This window comes from Microvirga sp. RSM25, from assembly GCF_044784385.1.
GTDB lineage: Bacteria > Pseudomonadota > Alphaproteobacteria > Rhizobiales > Beijerinckiaceae > Microvirga > Microvirga tunisiensis.
The window spans coordinates 4,239,405-4,256,809 of record NZ_CP173039.1 but is presented as its reverse complement, the minus strand read 5'-3'; the positions used below and the strand labels follow the sequence as shown (position 1 = coordinate 4,256,809).

Below are 17,405 nucleotides of genomic sequence, written 5' to 3'. Positions count from 1 at the left end.
GATTCTCCCTTACAAGGCCGCTTCGCCGAGTGGAGCGATTGCGGGTTCCGTTTCTGCGTGGCCCGCTCTGCGGCGCTCTCGATCCTCCAGCAACAGGCGCGTCGTGATGCGTGCGCCTTCATAGATCACGGGCAGCCCGCTGCCGGGGTGCGTGCCGCCGCCGACCAGATAGACGTTGCGGCCAAAGCGGTTGTGCGGCCGGAAATAGAGCATTTGCGTGAGATTGTGCGCGAGGTTGAAGGTGGCGCCCTCGAATACGGCGAACTCGTCCTGCCAGCCGCGTGGCGTCACCACGCGCTCGAAGCGGATGCGGTTCTCAATGTCGCCGAGTCCCAGAACTTTCAGCCGCTCGAGTGCAAGCTTGCGATAGCGCGGCGCCTCGCGCGCCCAATCGATCCCGCAACGCAGGTTCGGCACAGGGACGAGCACATAGAGACTCGTGTGGCCTTCGGGTGCGAGCGATGGATCGCTTACACCGGCATGCTGCACATAGACCGACGGCTCTTCGGGCAGGATCCCGTTGGTGACTTCGTGGATGTTGCGCTCGTAATCCCGCGACAGCAGGATCGTGTGATGGGCCAGATCGCCGACACCGCCTTCGATGCCCAGGTAGAGCATGAAGGTCGAGCAGGAGATCTTTGCGCGATCGAGTTTCTTGTTCTTCCAGCGTGGCCGCATGGCTTCCGGAACAAGGCGGCGCATGGCATGGCCGAAATCGCCATTCACCACCACGGAGCCAGCCGCAAAGCACTCGCCGTTCGCCTCGACTCCGACCGCTTCGCCGTTCTCGTAGACGATGCGCTCCACCGGCGTGTTCAAGCGGATGTCGACGCCCATCTTGCGCGCGACATTCGCCATCGCGTCCGAGACCGCGCCACAGCCGCCCATGGGATGAAAGACACCGTGCTCGTATTCGAGGAACGAGAGAATCGTGAACAGGCTCGGACATTGGAATGGCGACATGCCGAGATATTTCGTCTGAAACGAAAACGCGAGGCGCACACGCGGATCGGCGAAATAGCGCTTGAGATCGCTGTCGACACTGGAGAAAGGCCTTAGTTTCGGCAGAGCCGCCAGCATCGCCGGGGAGAAGAGATCCGCCGGGCTTGAGAAGGCCTGTTCCAGAACCGGCCGAAAGGCTTCGAGCTTGTCGCGGTTGTCGTCGAGAAACCGGCGCACGTTGCGCGCATCGGCAGGCGCAAGACGACCGATTTCCTGTTCGAGCCGGTCCAGATCGTAAGTGGCGCGAATGGAGCCGCCGCCCTCGAAGACGAGGTGATATTGCGGGTCGAGGCGCTTGAGTTCGACATGATCTTCGAGCCGTTCGCCGCAGGCCTCGAAGATGTCCTTCAGGACGCGAGGGTACAGGAAAAAGGTTGGGCCGATATCGAACTTGTAGCCTCCGGGCGCGTGAATGGTCCGGGTACGCCCGCCAACGGCGGATTCGCGTTCGAACACGGTGACCGGCACGCCCTCTCGTGCCAGCAGCATGGCGGAGGCCAAGCCTCCCGGCCCGGAGCCAACGATGGCGACCTGGGGCAAGCGGGCGGATTCGAGCATGAGCCGGCAGCCCTCAGCTGTCGTGAAACAATGGCTGTCTGAACTAGACCGGACCTGTCGGTCGACCAGAGGTCGCGGCGCAGGATCACGAAAAGGTGAAACTTTTCCCCGCGGAAAAGTAACGTTATTCAGGCTATAAAAGCCGAAGGGAACCCTTCTCCAGGCTAGTATTGCGAATAGTTCTATAACTCTGAAGGATAACTGAACGTAGAAAAATTTCTCAACGCCTTATTCTTGCCTTTTTAAGGCTCAGTTTCACTTTCAACCGAAACGGAAGGGGAGACTGTCCTTGAAGAATATCCTCACCCGGGCATCCGCAATGGTGCCTCTTCTTCTCGTAGCAGCCTGCAATACAACCGCCTCAAACGACCCCGCCATCACGGGATCCATCTCACAAGCGAATATCGAGACCGGCAAAGCCATTCAGCGCGGCACCGCCTCCTGGTACGGACCGGGATTTCATGGTCGCAAAACCGCCAGCGGCGAGCGCTTCAATTCCTATGACATGACGGCCGCCCATCGCTCTCTGCCGTTCGGCACGAGACTCAAGGTCGTAAACGAAACCAATGGCCGCTCGGTCGTCGTCCGGGTGAACGATCGCGGTCCATTTGCTCATCGGCGAATCATCGATCTCGCCAAAGGCCCTGCCTTGGCGCTGGGGCTGACGGCCTCCGGCACGGGTTATGTTTCCCTGCACAGGATCGATTAGGCGCTTCTTAATCCCTTCCGGCGATTCTTGGCTCGATTCGGGACCAAGGGTTGCTTACATGGAATCGAGATCGTCTCAGGCGACGAACGTCATCCGCTTTCCGGGCGCGCGCTCGTCGGCCAATCCAAGCCGCGATCAACGAAGCCTAATGGATGCGGTTTATACCGCGGGCTCGCTGCCGATTGCGGCGAGCGATCGCGCAACCAAGATCATGGCAACGCGGCTCACCATCTTCGGCTTCGTCGTCATCGATGAATTGCAGGCGGATGGCACTGTGCGCCGGCTCCGGCCTTCCGAAGCGGTTCATACGTCCATGGCTTGCCCGTGGCGCGTCTCCAAACCGTCGAGCCGCTATCGGCTCGATGAGGAATGGCCTGAAACGGATCGCGAGTTGTTTGCCGCTCTGCAGGCCTGATCCGGGCCAGCGTATCGCGCGGAACAATGGCCCCGGCTTTGCGCGGTCAATGATACGCCACTTGTAGAGGGAGCATCGGCCCCAAAAGTGCATCCCACTTTTGGGGCCGATGCTCTAGAGGCCTCGCCTTTTCCCTCCCCTGAACTATTTTCCTGCCTCAGCTTATGGCGCCTCAGGGGATGTCGATGCATCTGGTTCAGATTCTGCTCCCGCTCGCCGACAATGCCGGCCGCCGTTTCGACGGTGCAGCCTATGGACGGGTTCGCACGGAATTATCCGAGCGCTTCGGCGGCATTACGAGCTTCACCCGCGCACCGGCACATGGCGTCTGGAAAGAGGGCGGCCATACGTCCCACGACGACATCGTCGTGTTCGAAGTCATGGCCCGAGAACTCGATCATCCCTGGTGGGAGCGCTACCGCGCGGAACTGGAGCGCCGATTCGTGCAGGAAACCATCGTGATTCGCGCCATCAGGGTGGAAATGCTGTAGCGCATCGTGCAGAACCAGAGGTCTCCGTCGGCGAAAAGTGGACTCGGTGTTGCGCTCCCACCGATGGTCTCACGAGGGAACCTGAGCAGCGCCGCTTCGCTTGTCGTTGAAAAGCGGAGCATCCCAATGGCCAAGCCACTGATCATTTCCATCCCCCACGACCTCGGCCAAGCCGAAGCCATGCGCCGGTTGCACGGCGGCATGACAGGTCTGAAATCCCAGTTCGGGGACAAGGTCGCGTCCATCAACGAAACCTGGAACGGGAACCGCATGGATTTTCGCGTCGGAGCCATGGGACAGAACGTCAATGGCCACCTTGAAGTGATGCAAGATCAAGTGCGCGTCGAAGTGCAGTTGCCGTGGATCCTTGCAGTGATTGCAGAGAAGGCGAAGACCTTCATCCAAAAGCAAGGAACACTGATGCTTGAGAAGAAATGATGCTGGCTATAGCCATGAATAGGCGTTCATGAAGATGAACACAGATGGAACCAAACGGCTCCGTCTGCGTTCTGTAATCGATTGCGACCACGACCCTTCGTTGGTGCGCTTCACTTAAGACATCGCTTTATTCACCCCGGGCCGTGTTCTTCCGTCCGACCGCGACAACACACCTGTATTTGAGGATGGCGCTATGCATGAGCGTTTGATGCCGCAGTCCTATGCCCTTCGTTCGCCTATCAAAGCCAGTTCAGAAAAACCGCTCCTTGTCTGTTTCTCCCACCTTCGCTGGGATTTCGTCTGGCAGCGGCCTCAGCATCTCCTCAGTCGGGCCGTCAAGCATTACGACGTGCTGATCATCGAAGAGCCCATGTTCAAGGCCGGCGCGAAGCCTCATATGGATGTGAGCGATCGGCCTCAGGGTGTCACCATTGCCGTGCCGATTCTTCCTGAGGGCCTGTCGCATGAGGATATTCTCGCAGAGCAGCACGACCTGATCGAGGAATTGATCGGCCGGGAGGCCAAGAGCCCGCGCATGTTCTGGTACTACACGCCGATGGCCATGGCCTTTACCAGCGATCTCGAATGCGACCTGTGCGTCTACGACAACATGGACGAACTCTCGCTTTTCCGGGGCGCGTCACAGGAACTGCTTGATCTGGAAAATGCACTTTTCGCGCGCTGCGACCTGGTGTTTACGGGCGGCATGAGTCTCTATGAGGCCAAGCGCCATCGCCATCGCAGCGTCCACGGCTTCCCGTCCTCCATCGACTTCCATCACTTCTCCCAGGCGCGCTCGATCGACCAGGACCCCGACGATCAGGCGCAGATCCCGCATATTCGTCTCGGGTTCTTCGGCGTCGTCGACGAACGCATGGATATCGATCTCCTGGCCAAGGTCGCCGATCTGCGCCCCGACTGGCAGTTCGTGATGATCGGCCCTGTGGTGAAGATCGACCCTTCGGCTCTGCCGCAGCGGCCCAACATTCATTGGCTCGGCGGAAAATCCTACAATGAACTGCCGCATTACCTGTCCGGCTGGGATGTCGGCTTCATGAATTTCGCGCTGAACGAGGCGACGAAGTTCATCAGCCCGACGAAGACGCCTGAATTCCTGGCCGCGGGCGTGCCGGTCGTCTCGACGCCGATCACCGACGTGGTGCGGCCTTACGGCGAGAAAGGTCTCGTCGAGATCGCGAAGGACGCGAAGGACGTGGTTGCCAAGGTCGAGGTTATCCTGGCCCGGCCGAAGGACGCGTGGCTCGCCAAGGTCGACCGTCATCTCATGGCCGGATCGTGGGACAAGACCTGGGCTTCCATGCACAAGCTCATGCTGGATGCCGCCGGCGACAGCAGCACGGCCGATCGTCCCGCCTCGTCCCTTCCCGTTTATGCCACCACGCCTGCGGAGTGATCTGGAATGTATGATTGGTTGATTGTCGGCGCCGGCTTTGCGGGCAGCGTTCTGGCGGAACGTCTTGCCACCGAGCGCAACGAGCGCGTCCTTCTCATCGATCGCCGTCCTCATATCGGCGGCAATGCCTATGACCGATACGACGATGACGGCCTGCTCATTCACCAATATGGCCCCCATATCTTCCACACCAATTCGAAGCAGATCTTCGATTATCTGTCCCGCTTCACGGAATGGCGCTTCTACGAGCATCGGGTGCTGGCGGACGTGGATGACATGCTCGTGCCGATTCCGATCAATCTCGATACGGTCAACAAACTCTATGGGCTGAACCTTACGTCCGAGCAACTGCAGGACTGGTTCGCCGAGCGGGCGGAAAAGATCGGCGAGATCAGGACGTCGGAAGACGTGGTGGTCTCCGTCGTCGGGCGCGAACTCTACGAAAAGTTCTTCCGCGGCTATACGCGCAAGCAATGGGGGCTTGATCCCTCCGAACTCGACAAGTCGGTGACCTCACGCGTGCCGACGCGCACGAACCGGGACGACCGCTACTTTACGGACGAATTCCAGTTCATGCCGAAGAACGGCTACACGCGGATGTTCGAGAAGATGGTCGGCCATCCCAACATCCATGTGATGACGCAGACCGAATATGACGACGTGAAGAACGTCGTTCCCCATCGCCGCGTCATCTATTGCGGGCCGATCGACGAATACTTCAACTTCCAGTTCGGCAAGTTGCCCTATCGCTCGCTGCGCTTCGAGCATGTCACCCTCGACAAGGCCTGGCACCAGCCCGTGGGCGTCGTGAACTACCCGCAGACCCGTGACTATACCCGAGTCACGGAATACAAGCACCTGACGGGTCAGGAGCATGCCAAGACGGCGCTGACATACGAGTATCCATCCGCCGAAGGCGACCCCTACTACCCGATCCCGAAGGCGGAGAACCAGGAACTGTTCAAGAAATATGAGCGGCTTGCCCAGGCGACGCCCGACGTGTGGTTCGTAGGCCGTCTGGCCACCTATCGCTATTACAACATGGACCAGATCGTCGGTCAGGCGCTTGCAACCTTCCGGCGCATCAACGAATCCCTGCCCGTTGGAGCGGATACATCGGCCGTCAAAGTCGTATCGCCCTCGGCGGCTTTGGTTTCCTAACCGACAAAGAGCATTGAACATTCCACGCTAAGAATAGTTGTGGAAGAGCTGTTATAATAGCTCGGAGTTGCATGATGAAACGACCACTGGAGCTTTGGGGCGGTCTGGAATGTACCGTCGCGAGAGTTGGCGACGATTACCGCGATCAAAGCTCAGAAACCGGTCATCATGATCGAATCGAGGATCTCGACCGCATTGCCGAACTCGGCATCCGGACGTTGCGTCATCCGGTGCTCTGGGAGCGGATCTCTCCCGAGAGCCCGGACCGCACGGACTTCTCCTGGCACGATCCGCGTCTGAAGCACCTCCAGGCGCTTGGCATTCGTGCCATTGCGGGCCTGTGCCATCATGGCAGCGGCCCGCGTTACACCCATATGCTCGATCCGGCCTGGCCCGAGTTATTGGCGCGCCATGCCGCCAACGTTGCGGAGCGTTATCCGCATCTCGATCTCTATACCCCCGTCAACGAGCCGCTCACCACAGCCCGGTTCTCGGGCCTCTACGGCCATTGGTATCCTCATGGCACGAGCTACGAGGCCTTCCTCAAGATCCTCGTGAACGAGTGCAAGGCGACCGTCCTGTCCATGCGCGCCATCCGCAAGGTTCGGCCCGATGCGCAGCTGGTGCAGACGGACGACATGGGCAAGACCTTCTCGACGCCCGCGCTCGCCTATCAGGCCGAGCACGAGAACCAGCGGCGCTTCTTGAGCTTCGATCTCCTGTGCGGCATGGTCGATCGGGGTCATCCCTGGTGGGATACATTCATCCGCAACGGTGTCGCGCAAGCCGATCTCGAGCTCTTTCTCGAGGCGGATGCCGCACCGGACATCATCGGCATCAATCATTACCTGACGAGCGAGCGCTACCTCGACGAGCGCATGGTGCGCTACCCCGAGCACCATTGGGGTGGCAACGGCCGGCATCGATATGCGGATGCGGAAGCCGTTCGCATGCCCCTGCCATCCGCCGACCTCGGACCTGCGGCCCGGCTTCGGGAGGTGTGGGAACGCTACAGGCGGCCGGTGGCCGTGACCGAGGTGCATCATGGCAGCACCCGTGACGATCAGCTGCGCTGGCTCATGCAGGTGTGGAACGACGTCAACACGCTGCGTGACGAAGGAGCCGACATCCGGGCCGTCACCGTCTGGTCTCTGTATGGCGCTGTCGATTGGAACAGCCTGCTGACCTGCCGCAACGGCTTCTACGAGCCGGGGCCCTTCGACGTGCGGGCTCCGGAGCCGCGGCGCACAGCGCTCGCCCATGCCGCGGAGGCACTCGCCAAGACCGGCACCTTCGATCATCCGGTGCTTGATCGCGCAGGCTGGTGGAAGCGTGACATTCGTTTCTACAAGCCGCCGGCGAAGCAGTCGAAGTCCTGCTGGCTGGCCGACGAGCCGCGAAAGCTTCTGATCACGGGCGCCACGGGAACCCTTGGCCGCGCCTATTCCCGTCTGTGCGACTTCCGCGGGCTCAACCACGTGCTGCTTTCACGCCAGGACATGGACATCGTCAACCCCAAGAGCGTCGCCAAGGCCCTTGACTGCTATCGCCCGTGGGCCGTGATCAACACGGCCGGGTATGTGCGCGTGGCGGAAGCCGAGAACGACAGACAGGCTTGCTTCAGGGAGAACACCACGGGAGCGGAGGTGTTGGCCAAGGCCTGTGCCGATCTCGGTATTCCTCTCGTCACCTTCTCGTCCGACCTCGTCTTCGATGGAACGCTGGACCGGCCTTACGTGGAGAGCGACAAGGTCAATCCCACGACAGTCTATGGCGAGAGCAAAGCCGAGGCAGAGCGCAGGGTTCTGGAGGCGCACGACAAGGCTCTCGTCTTGCGCACGAGCGCTTTCTTCGGCCCGTGGGACCGCTACAACTTCATCTGGTCGATCCTCAATACCTTAAGCAGCGGCGGGAACGCGTGGAAGCCAGCGTCGATGTCGTGTCTCCCACATATGTGCCCGACCTCGTGAATACCTCGCTCGATCTCCTGATCGACGGCGGCACAGGCATCTGGCACATGGCCAATATCGGCGAGACCTCCTGGCGCGATCTGGCTGCCATGGCGGCCGAGCGTGCAGGCTTCAATCCGGAACTCGTGACGGATGCGGACGATATCCCCGGCCTCAATACGGCCCTGTCCACGGAACGTGGCATCCTGATGCCACGACTCGAAAGCGCCCTCGACCGGTTCTTCATCGATAGTGAAGTGGAGTGGTCGGACGAAGTGATGAAGACGGCTGCCGAGTAAAACCTTCCTGGTCGGGCATTCCAGGCATGGCTGACCTTATGCCCGACATGCTTCTTGAGAGTGAATGAAAAGGCGGCCAGAACGATCTGGCCGCCTTTTGATGTTCGCGATGGGAAGCCTTACGCGGCTGCCTCCGCGGCTCGAACGGCTTCCTCCAAGCGAGCTGCCCGAGACTCGATGGCCAGCTCCACCAGAGCGTCCATCAGGATCGTGGCGGTCGGATCGGCCAGAGGCTCGTCGCGGAACAGGCGCAGGGTCGAAGCGACGAGACGCCCGCGGCCGTAGGACCGTTCGACGCCGAGCGCCACCGGCTTGTGGATCCAGCCGACCACGAGACCGGCAAACACGCGAGCCTGGAAGTCGAGCAGGTTGCAGTTCGCGATCACATAATCCGGCAGCACCCGGTCCATGGTCTCGTCGAGCAGGGGACCTGAGGGGAAGCGGGCGAAATGGCCCGAGCGCCGCAGCCAGCCGAACGACGACGCCCAGTCGCCGGACCAGAGCGTGCCGGCACGGGCCTGCACCTTCACCGCCTGCCAGTGCGGGAAGAACGGATAGAGGGTCATATCCTCTTCCGGCAGGAGCAGAAGCTTGGCACCCGCGCGCACATGATCCGCAATGGCCTTGTTGTGCGTGCGGGAGACGATCAGGGTCGATTCCTCGAAGGCGCGGGCGAGATTGTAGCCAAGAGCCCGGAAGCGCTCCCGGATATCCTCATCCGGCGACCACACCAGTTCGCGCGCATGAACCGGCCGCGTGCGCTTGGGGTGAATCGCGATGTCGTGATGGTTGTGCGCGATGACCCGGCCGTCTGCGGTGCGCAGGTCGAAGCCGATGCGCCGCAGCGAGGGCTCGTCCATCTCGGGCAGGCGAACCTCGATGCGGCCAAGATCGAGCACGTTCGGTGCCTCAAGACGGGGCAGGGACAGTGTCTGGGTCTCGCCGGAGACGGAGATCTCCAGCTTGCAGTCTTCCAGAACCGGCCCGGCTCCATGGGCAATCGCCAGGTCGAGGGCGACCGTCTCGCCGGACCAGTAGGCGGCACGCTCCCACTTCGGCACGATCACCGTGTCCGAATTGATGATGTGGAAGAGTTCGTGAAACACGCGCGGGTTGCGGCGCATGTCGAGAAGGCCGTTGGATTCCCAGTGGCAGTCATGCAGCTCGGTGATCACGTAGCCGGCGAGATTCGGCTTCCGGCGCATGGACTCGATCTCGTATTTCAAGGCGCGGAACTGCTGCCACTGAGCCGCAATGACGAAGCGGCGCAGATCGCCGAAAACCCGGTCCAGGCTCCAGTCCGAGAAGCGGTTCTCGACGCCGTGGGCGTACATCACGCCCTCGCCCCAGTCGTGTCCGGTCTCGAACCACCAGGGCTCCTCGCCCTTGGCGTCGCGCAGGTCCTTCGGATAAGGCAGGCCCCAATTGCCGAACTCGGAGCACATCAGCGGCTCGCGCCCCGTGATCACCGCGTCGCCATGGGGCGAGTAGAGCCAGGAGGTGCGGCTCGACAGTTCGTCGACGAACTGGTCCCACTGGTTCCGGTGATCGGGATAGGCGGCGTAGAAGTGATAATCCGCGATGTCGGATTCCACGTGGAAGCTCGGTGCGAGCGGCGAATTGTCGACCACGAGGCGCGTCGGATCGTAGGCCTTTAGCCAGGCGAAGGTGCGCTTGAGCCAATCGCGGTGATCGGCATCGTTGACGAGATCGACGCCCCAGTTTTCGTTGATGATCGTCCAGATGACGATCGAGGGATGGTTTCCGTCGCGGTCGACGATGCCCTTCAGCAGTTTTTCCTTGCGCCCGCGCGAGCGATCGGTGGCCATGCCGCCATTGGGAAGCTCGGTCCAGATGAGGATCCCCATCCGGTCCGCCACCTCGTAATAGCGCGGATCGGCCGCCTTGATGTGGCAGCGCAGGCAATTGAGGCCCAGCTCCTTGGCCTTGCGGAACTGATCTTCCAGAAACTCCACCGACGGAACGGTGCAGATCGTATCCGGATAGTAGTCCTGGTCGAGAGCGGAGCGCAGGTAGAGCGGCTCGCCGTTGAGATAGAACTTGCCGTTGCGCGTCTCGATGGAGCGGAAGCCGAAATGGTCCGCGATCTCGTCCTTCACCTCGCCATTGCGGATGAGTTCGAGACGGATGCGGTACAAGTTGGGGTGGTCCGGCGACCAGGCGCGCACGTCGTCGAGGGTGAACTCGAACGGCATGGAGGTGACGCCCACCTGCGTCTCGTGCATCTCGTCGAGCACGACATCGCCCGAAGGGTCCGTGACCTCGATGCGGATCTGGGTCGCGTCCATGAGCGGGCGCGCGAAGAACACTCCCGAGGTCACCCGTCCCGTCGTCAGATTGGGAACGAGGCGGACACGGGTCATGTGATCGGAGATGCGGCGCTCGAGATAGACCGGCTGCCAGATGCCGGAGAGAGGGCCATACCAGCTCTGCTTGCCGAACGGGATTTCGGCGAAGGGCGAATCCGGAAACTCGGCCGGGTTGTCGGTCGGGCTGTCGACCCGGACCTTGATCTCGTTCGCACCCGGCTTGAGGTGAGAGGTCACATCGAACGAGAAGGGCAGGAATCCGCCCTCGTTATGGCCCACTGCCTCGCCATTGACGAAGACCTTGGTGTTGTGGAAGACCGCGCCCAGGCGGATCCAGATGCTGTCGTGCAGCCAAGCTTCGTCGATTTCGACAGTCCTGCGATAGATTCCGATGCCGGCCCGCATGCGTAGATCCGAGAACTGGGCCTGCCATGGACTTGGCACCGTGATCTGGCGAACCTCCGCCGGGCCCGACAGACGGTCGTCGGCCACGTGCAAAAATTCCCAAGTCCCGTCCAGACTGATGCGATTGTCCTGCATGACATCTCCTTGAATCAGAGATTACCCAAGGGTTTCGAAAACGGCGAAAACATGGCTGAAAGCGAGTGGTGCGGGAAGGCATCCCGTCTGCGACATCGCGTGTCGCTGAAGCGCGTTCGAACCATTGGCCCCTCGTCTCTGACTGTAATTAGTGACCCGCTTCGAACAACGGAGAAACGCTTCTTTTGATCCCAGGGACGGGCTGAGAGCCTCCGTCCGGCCGGGAGGCAGACCGTCCAGGAACCGGCTCTTCCATCTCGCGTTGCCCTGATGAGACCGAGCCTTGCTGCTCGCCCGACAAACCGCATTCTTCAAAGAGGCTACAGATGGCTCAACAGATTCCCGACGATCGAGCCCGACAGGGAGCATCCGGACGCCCCGTTCTGGGCGTTCTGATCGGGTCGCTTCTGCTCCTCGCCGTTGCCATTTCCGGTTACATGATCTGGGCTGGCTCGACATCTCCTGACGATCCGGGCACCGATGCGGCCCGCGCCAACGTGACGGGTTCCACGACCGGCTCGTCCGATGCCAACCCCACCAACCGGATCACTCCCGCCAATCCGGCCTATCCTGCGCCTGGCGCCCAGCCTTCGGCCAACGAACCGCCGAAACAATAACGGGTTTTCCCTTAGGGAAGCCGGGAGAGGTGTTCGCCTCTCCCGGCTTTTTTGTTGCGCTTCGTCCGTCGGGCGGCGACTTTTCGCCGTAATGATTCGCAAAGAACCGGCCCGCTGGCGCATCGTGCTGCAAAAGCGGAGCCGGTCTTTCGCTGACGCGGACCTCCGGTTCGCAGGGAACGATGCGCTCTTCGAAAAGAGGAGCATCGGGTCGATCCGGTGCTCCAGGGAATGCGATAGGGTAGACTGAATGACGAGTATTGGCATGAAGCGGCTCCTTCGGGCTGCTATGATCGCGTTGAGCATTGCAGCGAGCGGCACGTCCTATGCGCAGCAGGCTCAGACCTCGCCCAATACCCAGCCTCAGGCTCAAACCCCGGCCTCGGCTCAGCCCCAGGCCGCCCCCCAGGCCGCGCCGGCTCCTGCAGCGGCGGCACCGGCCACCTCGATTTCGGCCGAGACCAAGGCCGTCCGCGCCAAGCTCGACGGCTTCAAAGCCGATCTCGACCAGAAGGAAGCCGCGATCCAGGGCCGGACTATGTCCGACGCGGATCTGCAGAACATTCGTGTGCAGATCGAACCGATCATCGGCGAGATCCGCACCGTCGTCGACGAGCTGACCCCGAAGCTCGAGGCGAGCAAGCAGCGCCTGACCCAGCTCGGGCCCAAGCCGGACAAGGGCCAGCCCGAGGAGAGTGCCGATGTCGCCCGGGATCGCGCCGAGCGCGAGGCGGCCGTGGCGGAACTCGACGAGACCCAGCGGCTCGGACGCGCCCTGCTCGTCCAGGCCGAGCAGCTGAATACCCAGATCGGCGACCTGCGTCGGGCGGGCTTCACCCGTGCCCTGTTCGAGCAGAGCGACGGCGTCTTCAGCCCCAACCTGTGGATGAACGTGGTGCAGGCCGTTCCGCGGGAGCTGCGGGCACTAGGGATCGTCCTGGGGGATGCCCTGGAACAGCTCCGGCGCAGCACGTCGCTTGGCGTCCTGCTCCTCCTCGGCCTGGCGATCGGTGCGGCGATCGCCCTTTACGTCGGGCGGCGTTCCATTGCCCCGCGTCTCGTCAGGCGCGATCCGGCTGTCGCGGATCCCTCGCGCCGCAGCCGCCTTCTGGCAGCGTTGGGCGTCCTCATCCTGGGGGCGGCCCCGGCCATTGCCGGCAGCTGGATCGTCTGGGTCGCCTTCGATTCCGCCGATATCGTCCCGCCTCGACTGGAGCAGATCGTCAGGGCACTCCTGAGCGGTCTGGCCTTCATTGCCTTCGTGCGTGCCCTGATCGACGCGATCCTGGCACCGGATCATACCTCCTGGCGCCTGATCCCGGTTCGGGACGCCTCCGCCGTGCGGATCATGAGCTTCTCCGTGACCCTGGCGACCGTCATGGTCGCCGGCAAGGTGATCGAGGCATTCAACACGGCCATTGCCGCCGCCTTGCCCGTCACCGTCATGACCCGGGCGATCTTCGCCTTGGCGGAGGCCTTCGTGTTCGCCGAACTCCTGCGGCGCTTCGCGGCCCGCGAAACGCAGGATGAAGCCTGCCTCGGGCCCTACGTCGCGCAGGACGTGGACATCGGCGGGCCCCTGCGCAGTTTCGGCTGGTTCCTCGTTGCCCTCGTCGTCGGCAGCGCGATCGGCGGCTACGTGGCGCTGGCCTCCTTCGTGATCGACCAAGCGGTCTGGATCTCCATCGTCGTCGCGCTGCTGGTCCTGTGCATCGCGCTTGCCGACGAGTTCATCGGCGGCTCCCTGCGCGGCCAGACCAGGCTTGCCACGACGCTGCAGGCCAATACGGGCTTGCGCCGCCGCTCCCTGGAGCAGATCGGCGTTCTGGGCAGCGGCGTCGCGCGGCTGGCTCTCATCATCGTCGGCATCCTGCTGGTGCTGGCCCCCTGGGGCATCGAATCCACCGATGTGACGGGCTCCCTGCGGGCCGTGTTCTTCGGGTTCAACGTCGGCGACGTCACGATCTCCCTGTCGTCGATCCTCCTTGCGGCCCTGCTGTTCGCCGCGGGCTTCGCCGTCACGCGCATCATCCAGCGCTGGCTCAACAACACCTTCCTGCCGGCGACCGATCTCGATGCGGGCCTGCGCAACTCGATCAGCACGGCGGCGGGCTATGTCGGCATCATCACCGCCGGCGTGATCGCCTTTACCTATCTCGGCCTCAGCCTGGAGCGGGTGACCATCGTGGCCGGTGCGCTTTCGGTCGGTATCGGTTTCGGCCTGCAATCCATCGTCAACAATTTCATCTCCGGCCTGATCCTGCTCTGGGAGCGCCCGATCCGCGTCGGCGATCTCGTGGTCGTCGGCGACGGCGAGGGCTATGTGCGCCGGATCAATGTGCGCTCGACGGAAATCCAGGCCTTCGACCGTTCGACGCTCATCGTGCCGAACTCGAACCTGATCTCCGGCATCGTGCGCAACCGCGTGCGCAACGATCGCGTGGGGCGCGTGCTCGTCTCGGTCCCGGTTCCCCGGGCGTCCGATCCGGATCAGGTCGCCGAGATCATGCGCAAGGCGGCGCTCGCCCACCGCGAGGTGATGAGCGAGCCTGCGCCCCGGGTGCTGTTCAAGAAGGTGACGGAAAACACCATCGATTTCGATCTCATCTCCTTCGTGGACGATATCGATGCGGCCGGCCGTGTTTCGAGCGACATCTATTTCGAGATCTTCCGCGGCCTGCGAAAGGCCGGCATCGGCGTTCCCGCGCCGGCACCGGCTCCAGAACCGGACGAAGAGCCGCAGGACAAGGCTCCGAAGGCGGAGGAGAAAGAGGACGAAACCTTAACCCTTCTCAAGGATAAGACGCCTGCATGAAGCGTCTCATCCCCTTGATCCTTCCCGCTCTCGCTCTTGCCGCCTGCCAGAGCGAGAAGCCCGTCCAGCGCAGCCAGACCCCGAGCTTTTACGTCTCCATGGCGAGGGCCGGTGCCGAGGTGGATTCCGCCATGGCGCGCGACATGATCGGCGCCTATCGCGGCAACAACGGCTTGCGGCCCCTGACCCTCGATCCGGATCTGCAGGCTGCGGCCCAGGCGGAAGCCGAGGCCATGGCCAGGGCCGACAAGCCGAGTTCGGCCGAGGCCTTCAAGGCCCGGCTGGCCTCGACGGGCTTTGCCGCACCGGCGGCAAACCTCTCGGCCGGCTACCACACCCTGGCCGAGGCCTTCTCCGGCTGGCGGGAGAGTCCGCAGCATAACCGCGTTCTCCTGGATGCCAGGGCGACCCGGATCGGCATCGCCACGGCCTATGCGCCGAATTCCAAATACAAGGTCTATTGGGTACTCGCCGTCGCAGCCGACAGGCGTTGATCGGCACAGCATCGGAGCCGAAGGCGGCAGTCCGAGACGGAACCATTCCGGAACTTAACCTATGTGAGCAGGCTTTAGCTTGAGGAACTCTCAAGCTGGACGAGTATGCGTCACGAACCGATGCCGGACTTCGATCCCAAACTGGGCAGACAACTGCCTCCGCCCCCCGCGACTGGAAGCGAACAGGAAGTCGGTCCCGGTCAAGGCAATACGCTGGCGAAGGAGGCGGCCACCGCCGCGGCCCATCATCCGGAGCCGCCACATGCTCATGAAATAGCCCCCAGTATCCTGCGGGAGCTGTTCCAGCTCTTTCGCGACATGCTCCGCAACGGCAAGGGCTGGCCCATGCTGCGGCTGGGCGCCGCCATTCTCGTCATCCTCGTCGGCAACATGTTCGGCCAGGTGCGGCTCAACCAGTGGAACGGCGCCTTCTTCGACGCGGTCGAGAGGCGGGATGCCTCCGCCTTCTTCCACCAGCTCCTGATCTTTCTCGTCATCGTGGTCGTGCTCCTGGCCCTCGTGGTGGCGCAGACCTGGCTGCAGGAGCGTCTCAAGATCCGGTTGCGGCAGCGCCTGACGCAGGTGCTGCTCGACATCTGGCTCAAGCCGAACCGGGCCTACCAGATGGGCTTCATGGGCGAGAACAGCGCCCAGCCGGACCAGCGCATGCAGGAGGATTGCCGCCTCTTTTCCGAGCTCTCGACGGAGCTCGGAGTCGGCATGCTGCAGGCCTTCCTCCTCCTCGTGAGCTTCATCGGCGTCCTGTGGGCGCTGTCGGGGCCCGTGAGCTTCAATCTCGGCGGTCGCGAGATCACGATCACCGGCTACATGGTCTGGGTCGCGGTCGGCTATGCCGGGATCGGCTCCGGGCTCACATGGCTCGTCGGCCGGCCGATGATCCGCCTCAATACGCTTCGCTATGCCCGCGAGGCCGAGCTGCGCTTCGCCCTCGTTCGCGTGAACGAGAGCGCCGAGAGCGTCGCCCTCTACAATGGAGAGCCGGACGAGCGCCGCAACCTCGATGAATTCGTCGATGCGGTTCTCAAGGCCTCGCGGCGTCTGTCCGGCGGTCTCGCCCGGCTGACCTGGATCACCTCGGGCTATGGCTGGCTTGCCATCGTGGTGCCGATTCTCGCGGCCGCGCCGGATTATTTCAGCGGGCGTCTGTCCTTCGGCGAGATGATGATGGTGGTCGGCGCCTTCAACCAGGTGCAGGCGGCCCTGCGGTATTTCGTCGACAACTTCCCGAAGATCGCCGATTGGCGCTCCGCCGTCCTGCGCGTCGCCACGTTCCGGCAGGCCGCCATCGATCTCGACGAGGTCACGGCCGAGAGCCGCAAGATCGAAACCGGTCCTCATCCCAAGGGGTGGCTCAGCTTCGAGGGCGTCTCGATCGCGCTCAACGACGGCAGCATCCTCATCGAGGATGCGACGGCGGAGATCCGGCCCGGCGAGCGGGTGCTGATCATGGGCGAGTCCGGCGCCGGCAAGAGCACGCTATTTCGGGCCATTTCGGGCCTCTGGCCCTGGGGATCGGGCCGGATCCGCATCCCCAAGCCCGAGGAGATGATGTTCCTGCCGCAGCGGCCCTATCTTCCTTTGGGAACCCTGCGGGCCGCCATCAGCTATCCGGCCTCGCCCGAGACCTTCGACGATGCCCGGGTACGCCAGGCGCTCGAGCGCGTTGGCTTGGGCGAATTCATCGAGATGCTCGACAGGCACGAGCGCTGGGACAGGAGCCTGTCCCTTGGCCAGCAGCAGCGGGTGGCCTTTGCCCGTGTTCTCCTGCACAAGCCCAAATGGGTGTTCATGGACGAGGCGACCTCCGCGCTCGACGAGGAGAATCAGGCCTCCATGCTGGCGCTGTTCGAGAACGAGCTGAAAGGTGCGAGCGTCCTGTCGATCGGACACCGGCCCGGCCTCGAGGAGTTCCACACCCGCACGCTTCACATCCGCAAGACCAGGGAAGGAGCCATTCTCCTGGCCCGGTCCCGGTCGCGGCGGAACGGGCGCTCTCCATCGAAGCTCGGGCCGAAATGGATCGGGCGCTTTCGCCGGAGCCTGAAGCCGGCCCGGAGCAGGGCATGAAAAGACACGGTCCGGAAAGTCCCGGCTTTTCAAGCGGCATGAAGTGCGCAAATCTCGACCGGAGGCGCAGTGTCCTTCGCGGAGT

Annotated in this window: 14 protein-coding genes; 12 read left to right on the top strand and 2 right to left on the bottom strand. The window is 62.6% G+C overall.

Going from position 1 to position 17,405, the window contains the following annotated elements; translation table 11 throughout:
- Positions 1-9 precede the first annotated feature (9 nt).
- A complete protein-coding gene (gene crtI / locus ACD578_RS20180; RefSeq protein ID WP_404287921.1) occupies positions 10-1,560 on the bottom strand; it encodes a phytoene desaturase family protein in 1,551 nt (516 codons plus the stop codon).
- A gap of 289 nt (positions 1,561-1,849) precedes the next feature.
- Here crtI and ACD578_RS20175 point away from each other — a divergent pair, with 289 nt between their 5' ends.
- From ACD578_RS20175 to ACD578_RS20140, 8 genes are all read left to right on the top strand, one after another.
- Positions 1,850-2,269 carry a septal ring lytic transglycosylase RlpA family protein gene (locus ACD578_RS20175; protein WP_404287919.1) on the top strand — a complete coding sequence of 140 codons (420 nt, stop codon included), beginning with the start codon at positions 1,850-1,852 and terminating at the stop codon, positions 2,267-2,269.
- Positions 2,270-2,327: 58 nt separating this feature from the next.
- Positions 2,328-2,684 (top strand): hypothetical protein, encoded by a 357-nt coding sequence (locus ACD578_RS20170; protein WP_404287917.1) that lies wholly within the window; start codon positions 2,328-2,330, stop codon positions 2,682-2,684.
- Positions 2,685-2,869: 185 nt separating this feature from the next.
- Positions 2,870-3,175, top strand: coding sequence for a hypothetical protein (locus ACD578_RS20165; protein WP_152711271.1), 306 nt, complete (start codon positions 2,870-2,872; stop codon positions 3,173-3,175).
- A gap of 126 nt (positions 3,176-3,301) precedes the next feature.
- The gene (locus ACD578_RS20160; RefSeq protein ID WP_152711270.1) at positions 3,302-3,613 is read left to right on the top strand and encodes a polyhydroxyalkanoic acid system family protein; all 312 of its coding nucleotides are present in this window, start codon (positions 3,302-3,304) and stop codon (positions 3,611-3,613) included.
- A gap of 193 nt (positions 3,614-3,806) precedes the next feature.
- On the top strand, positions 3,807-5,027 hold the full coding sequence (locus tag ACD578_RS20155) for a glycosyltransferase (RefSeq protein ID WP_404287914.1): 1,221 nt from the start codon (positions 3,807-3,809) through the stop codon (positions 5,025-5,027).
- A 6-nt stretch (positions 5,028-5,033) separates the two neighbouring features.
- On the top strand, positions 5,034-6,188 hold the full coding sequence (gene glf / locus ACD578_RS20150) for a UDP-galactopyranose mutase (protein WP_404287912.1): 1,155 nt from the start codon (positions 5,034-5,036) through the stop codon (positions 6,186-6,188).
- A 71-nt stretch (positions 6,189-6,259) separates the two neighbouring features.
- Positions 6,260-8,158: a family 1 glycosylhydrolase gene (locus ACD578_RS20145; RefSeq protein ID WP_404287910.1), complete on the top strand. Its 1,899-nt coding sequence runs from the start codon at positions 6,260-6,262 to the stop codon at positions 8,156-8,158.
- Positions 8,128-8,436, top strand: coding sequence for a hypothetical protein (locus ACD578_RS20140; protein ID WP_404287908.1), 309 nt, complete (start codon positions 8,128-8,130; stop codon positions 8,434-8,436). Before ACD578_RS20145 ends, ACD578_RS20140 begins: the two co-directional genes overlap by 31 nt.
- A gap of 119 nt (positions 8,437-8,555) precedes the next feature.
- Here the strand turns inward: ACD578_RS20140 and ACD578_RS20135 are convergent, their stop codons facing one another.
- Positions 8,556-11,306 (bottom strand): glycoside hydrolase family 2 protein, encoded by a 2,751-nt coding sequence (locus ACD578_RS20135; RefSeq protein WP_404287906.1) that lies wholly within the window; start codon positions 11,304-11,306, stop codon positions 8,556-8,558.
- Between the two features lie 326 nt (positions 11,307-11,632).
- Here ACD578_RS20135 and ACD578_RS20130 point away from each other — a divergent pair, with 326 nt between their 5' ends.
- The 4 genes from ACD578_RS20130 (at position 11,633) to ACD578_RS20115 (ending at position 17,320) form a co-directional block, all read left to right on the top strand.
- On the top strand, positions 11,633-11,923 hold the full coding sequence (locus ACD578_RS20130; protein WP_404287904.1) for a hypothetical protein: 291 nt from the start codon (positions 11,633-11,635) through the stop codon (positions 11,921-11,923).
- Between the two features lie 265 nt (positions 11,924-12,188).
- Positions 12,189-14,738 carry a DUF3772 domain-containing protein gene (locus tag ACD578_RS20125; protein WP_404287902.1) on the top strand — a complete coding sequence of 850 codons (2,550 nt, stop codon included), beginning with the start codon at positions 12,189-12,191 and terminating at the stop codon, positions 14,736-14,738.
- Positions 14,735-15,232, top strand: coding sequence for a CAP domain-containing protein (locus tag ACD578_RS20120; RefSeq protein ID WP_404287900.1), 498 nt, complete (start codon positions 14,735-14,737; stop codon positions 15,230-15,232). Before ACD578_RS20125 ends, ACD578_RS20120 begins: the two co-directional genes overlap by 4 nt.
- A gap of 105 nt (positions 15,233-15,337) precedes the next feature.
- Complete coding sequence (locus ACD578_RS20115; RefSeq protein WP_404287898.1) at positions 15,338-17,320, top strand: ABC transporter ATP-binding protein/permease; 1,983 nt, start codon at positions 15,338-15,340, stop codon at positions 17,318-17,320.
- Positions 17,321-17,405 lie beyond the last annotated feature (85 nt).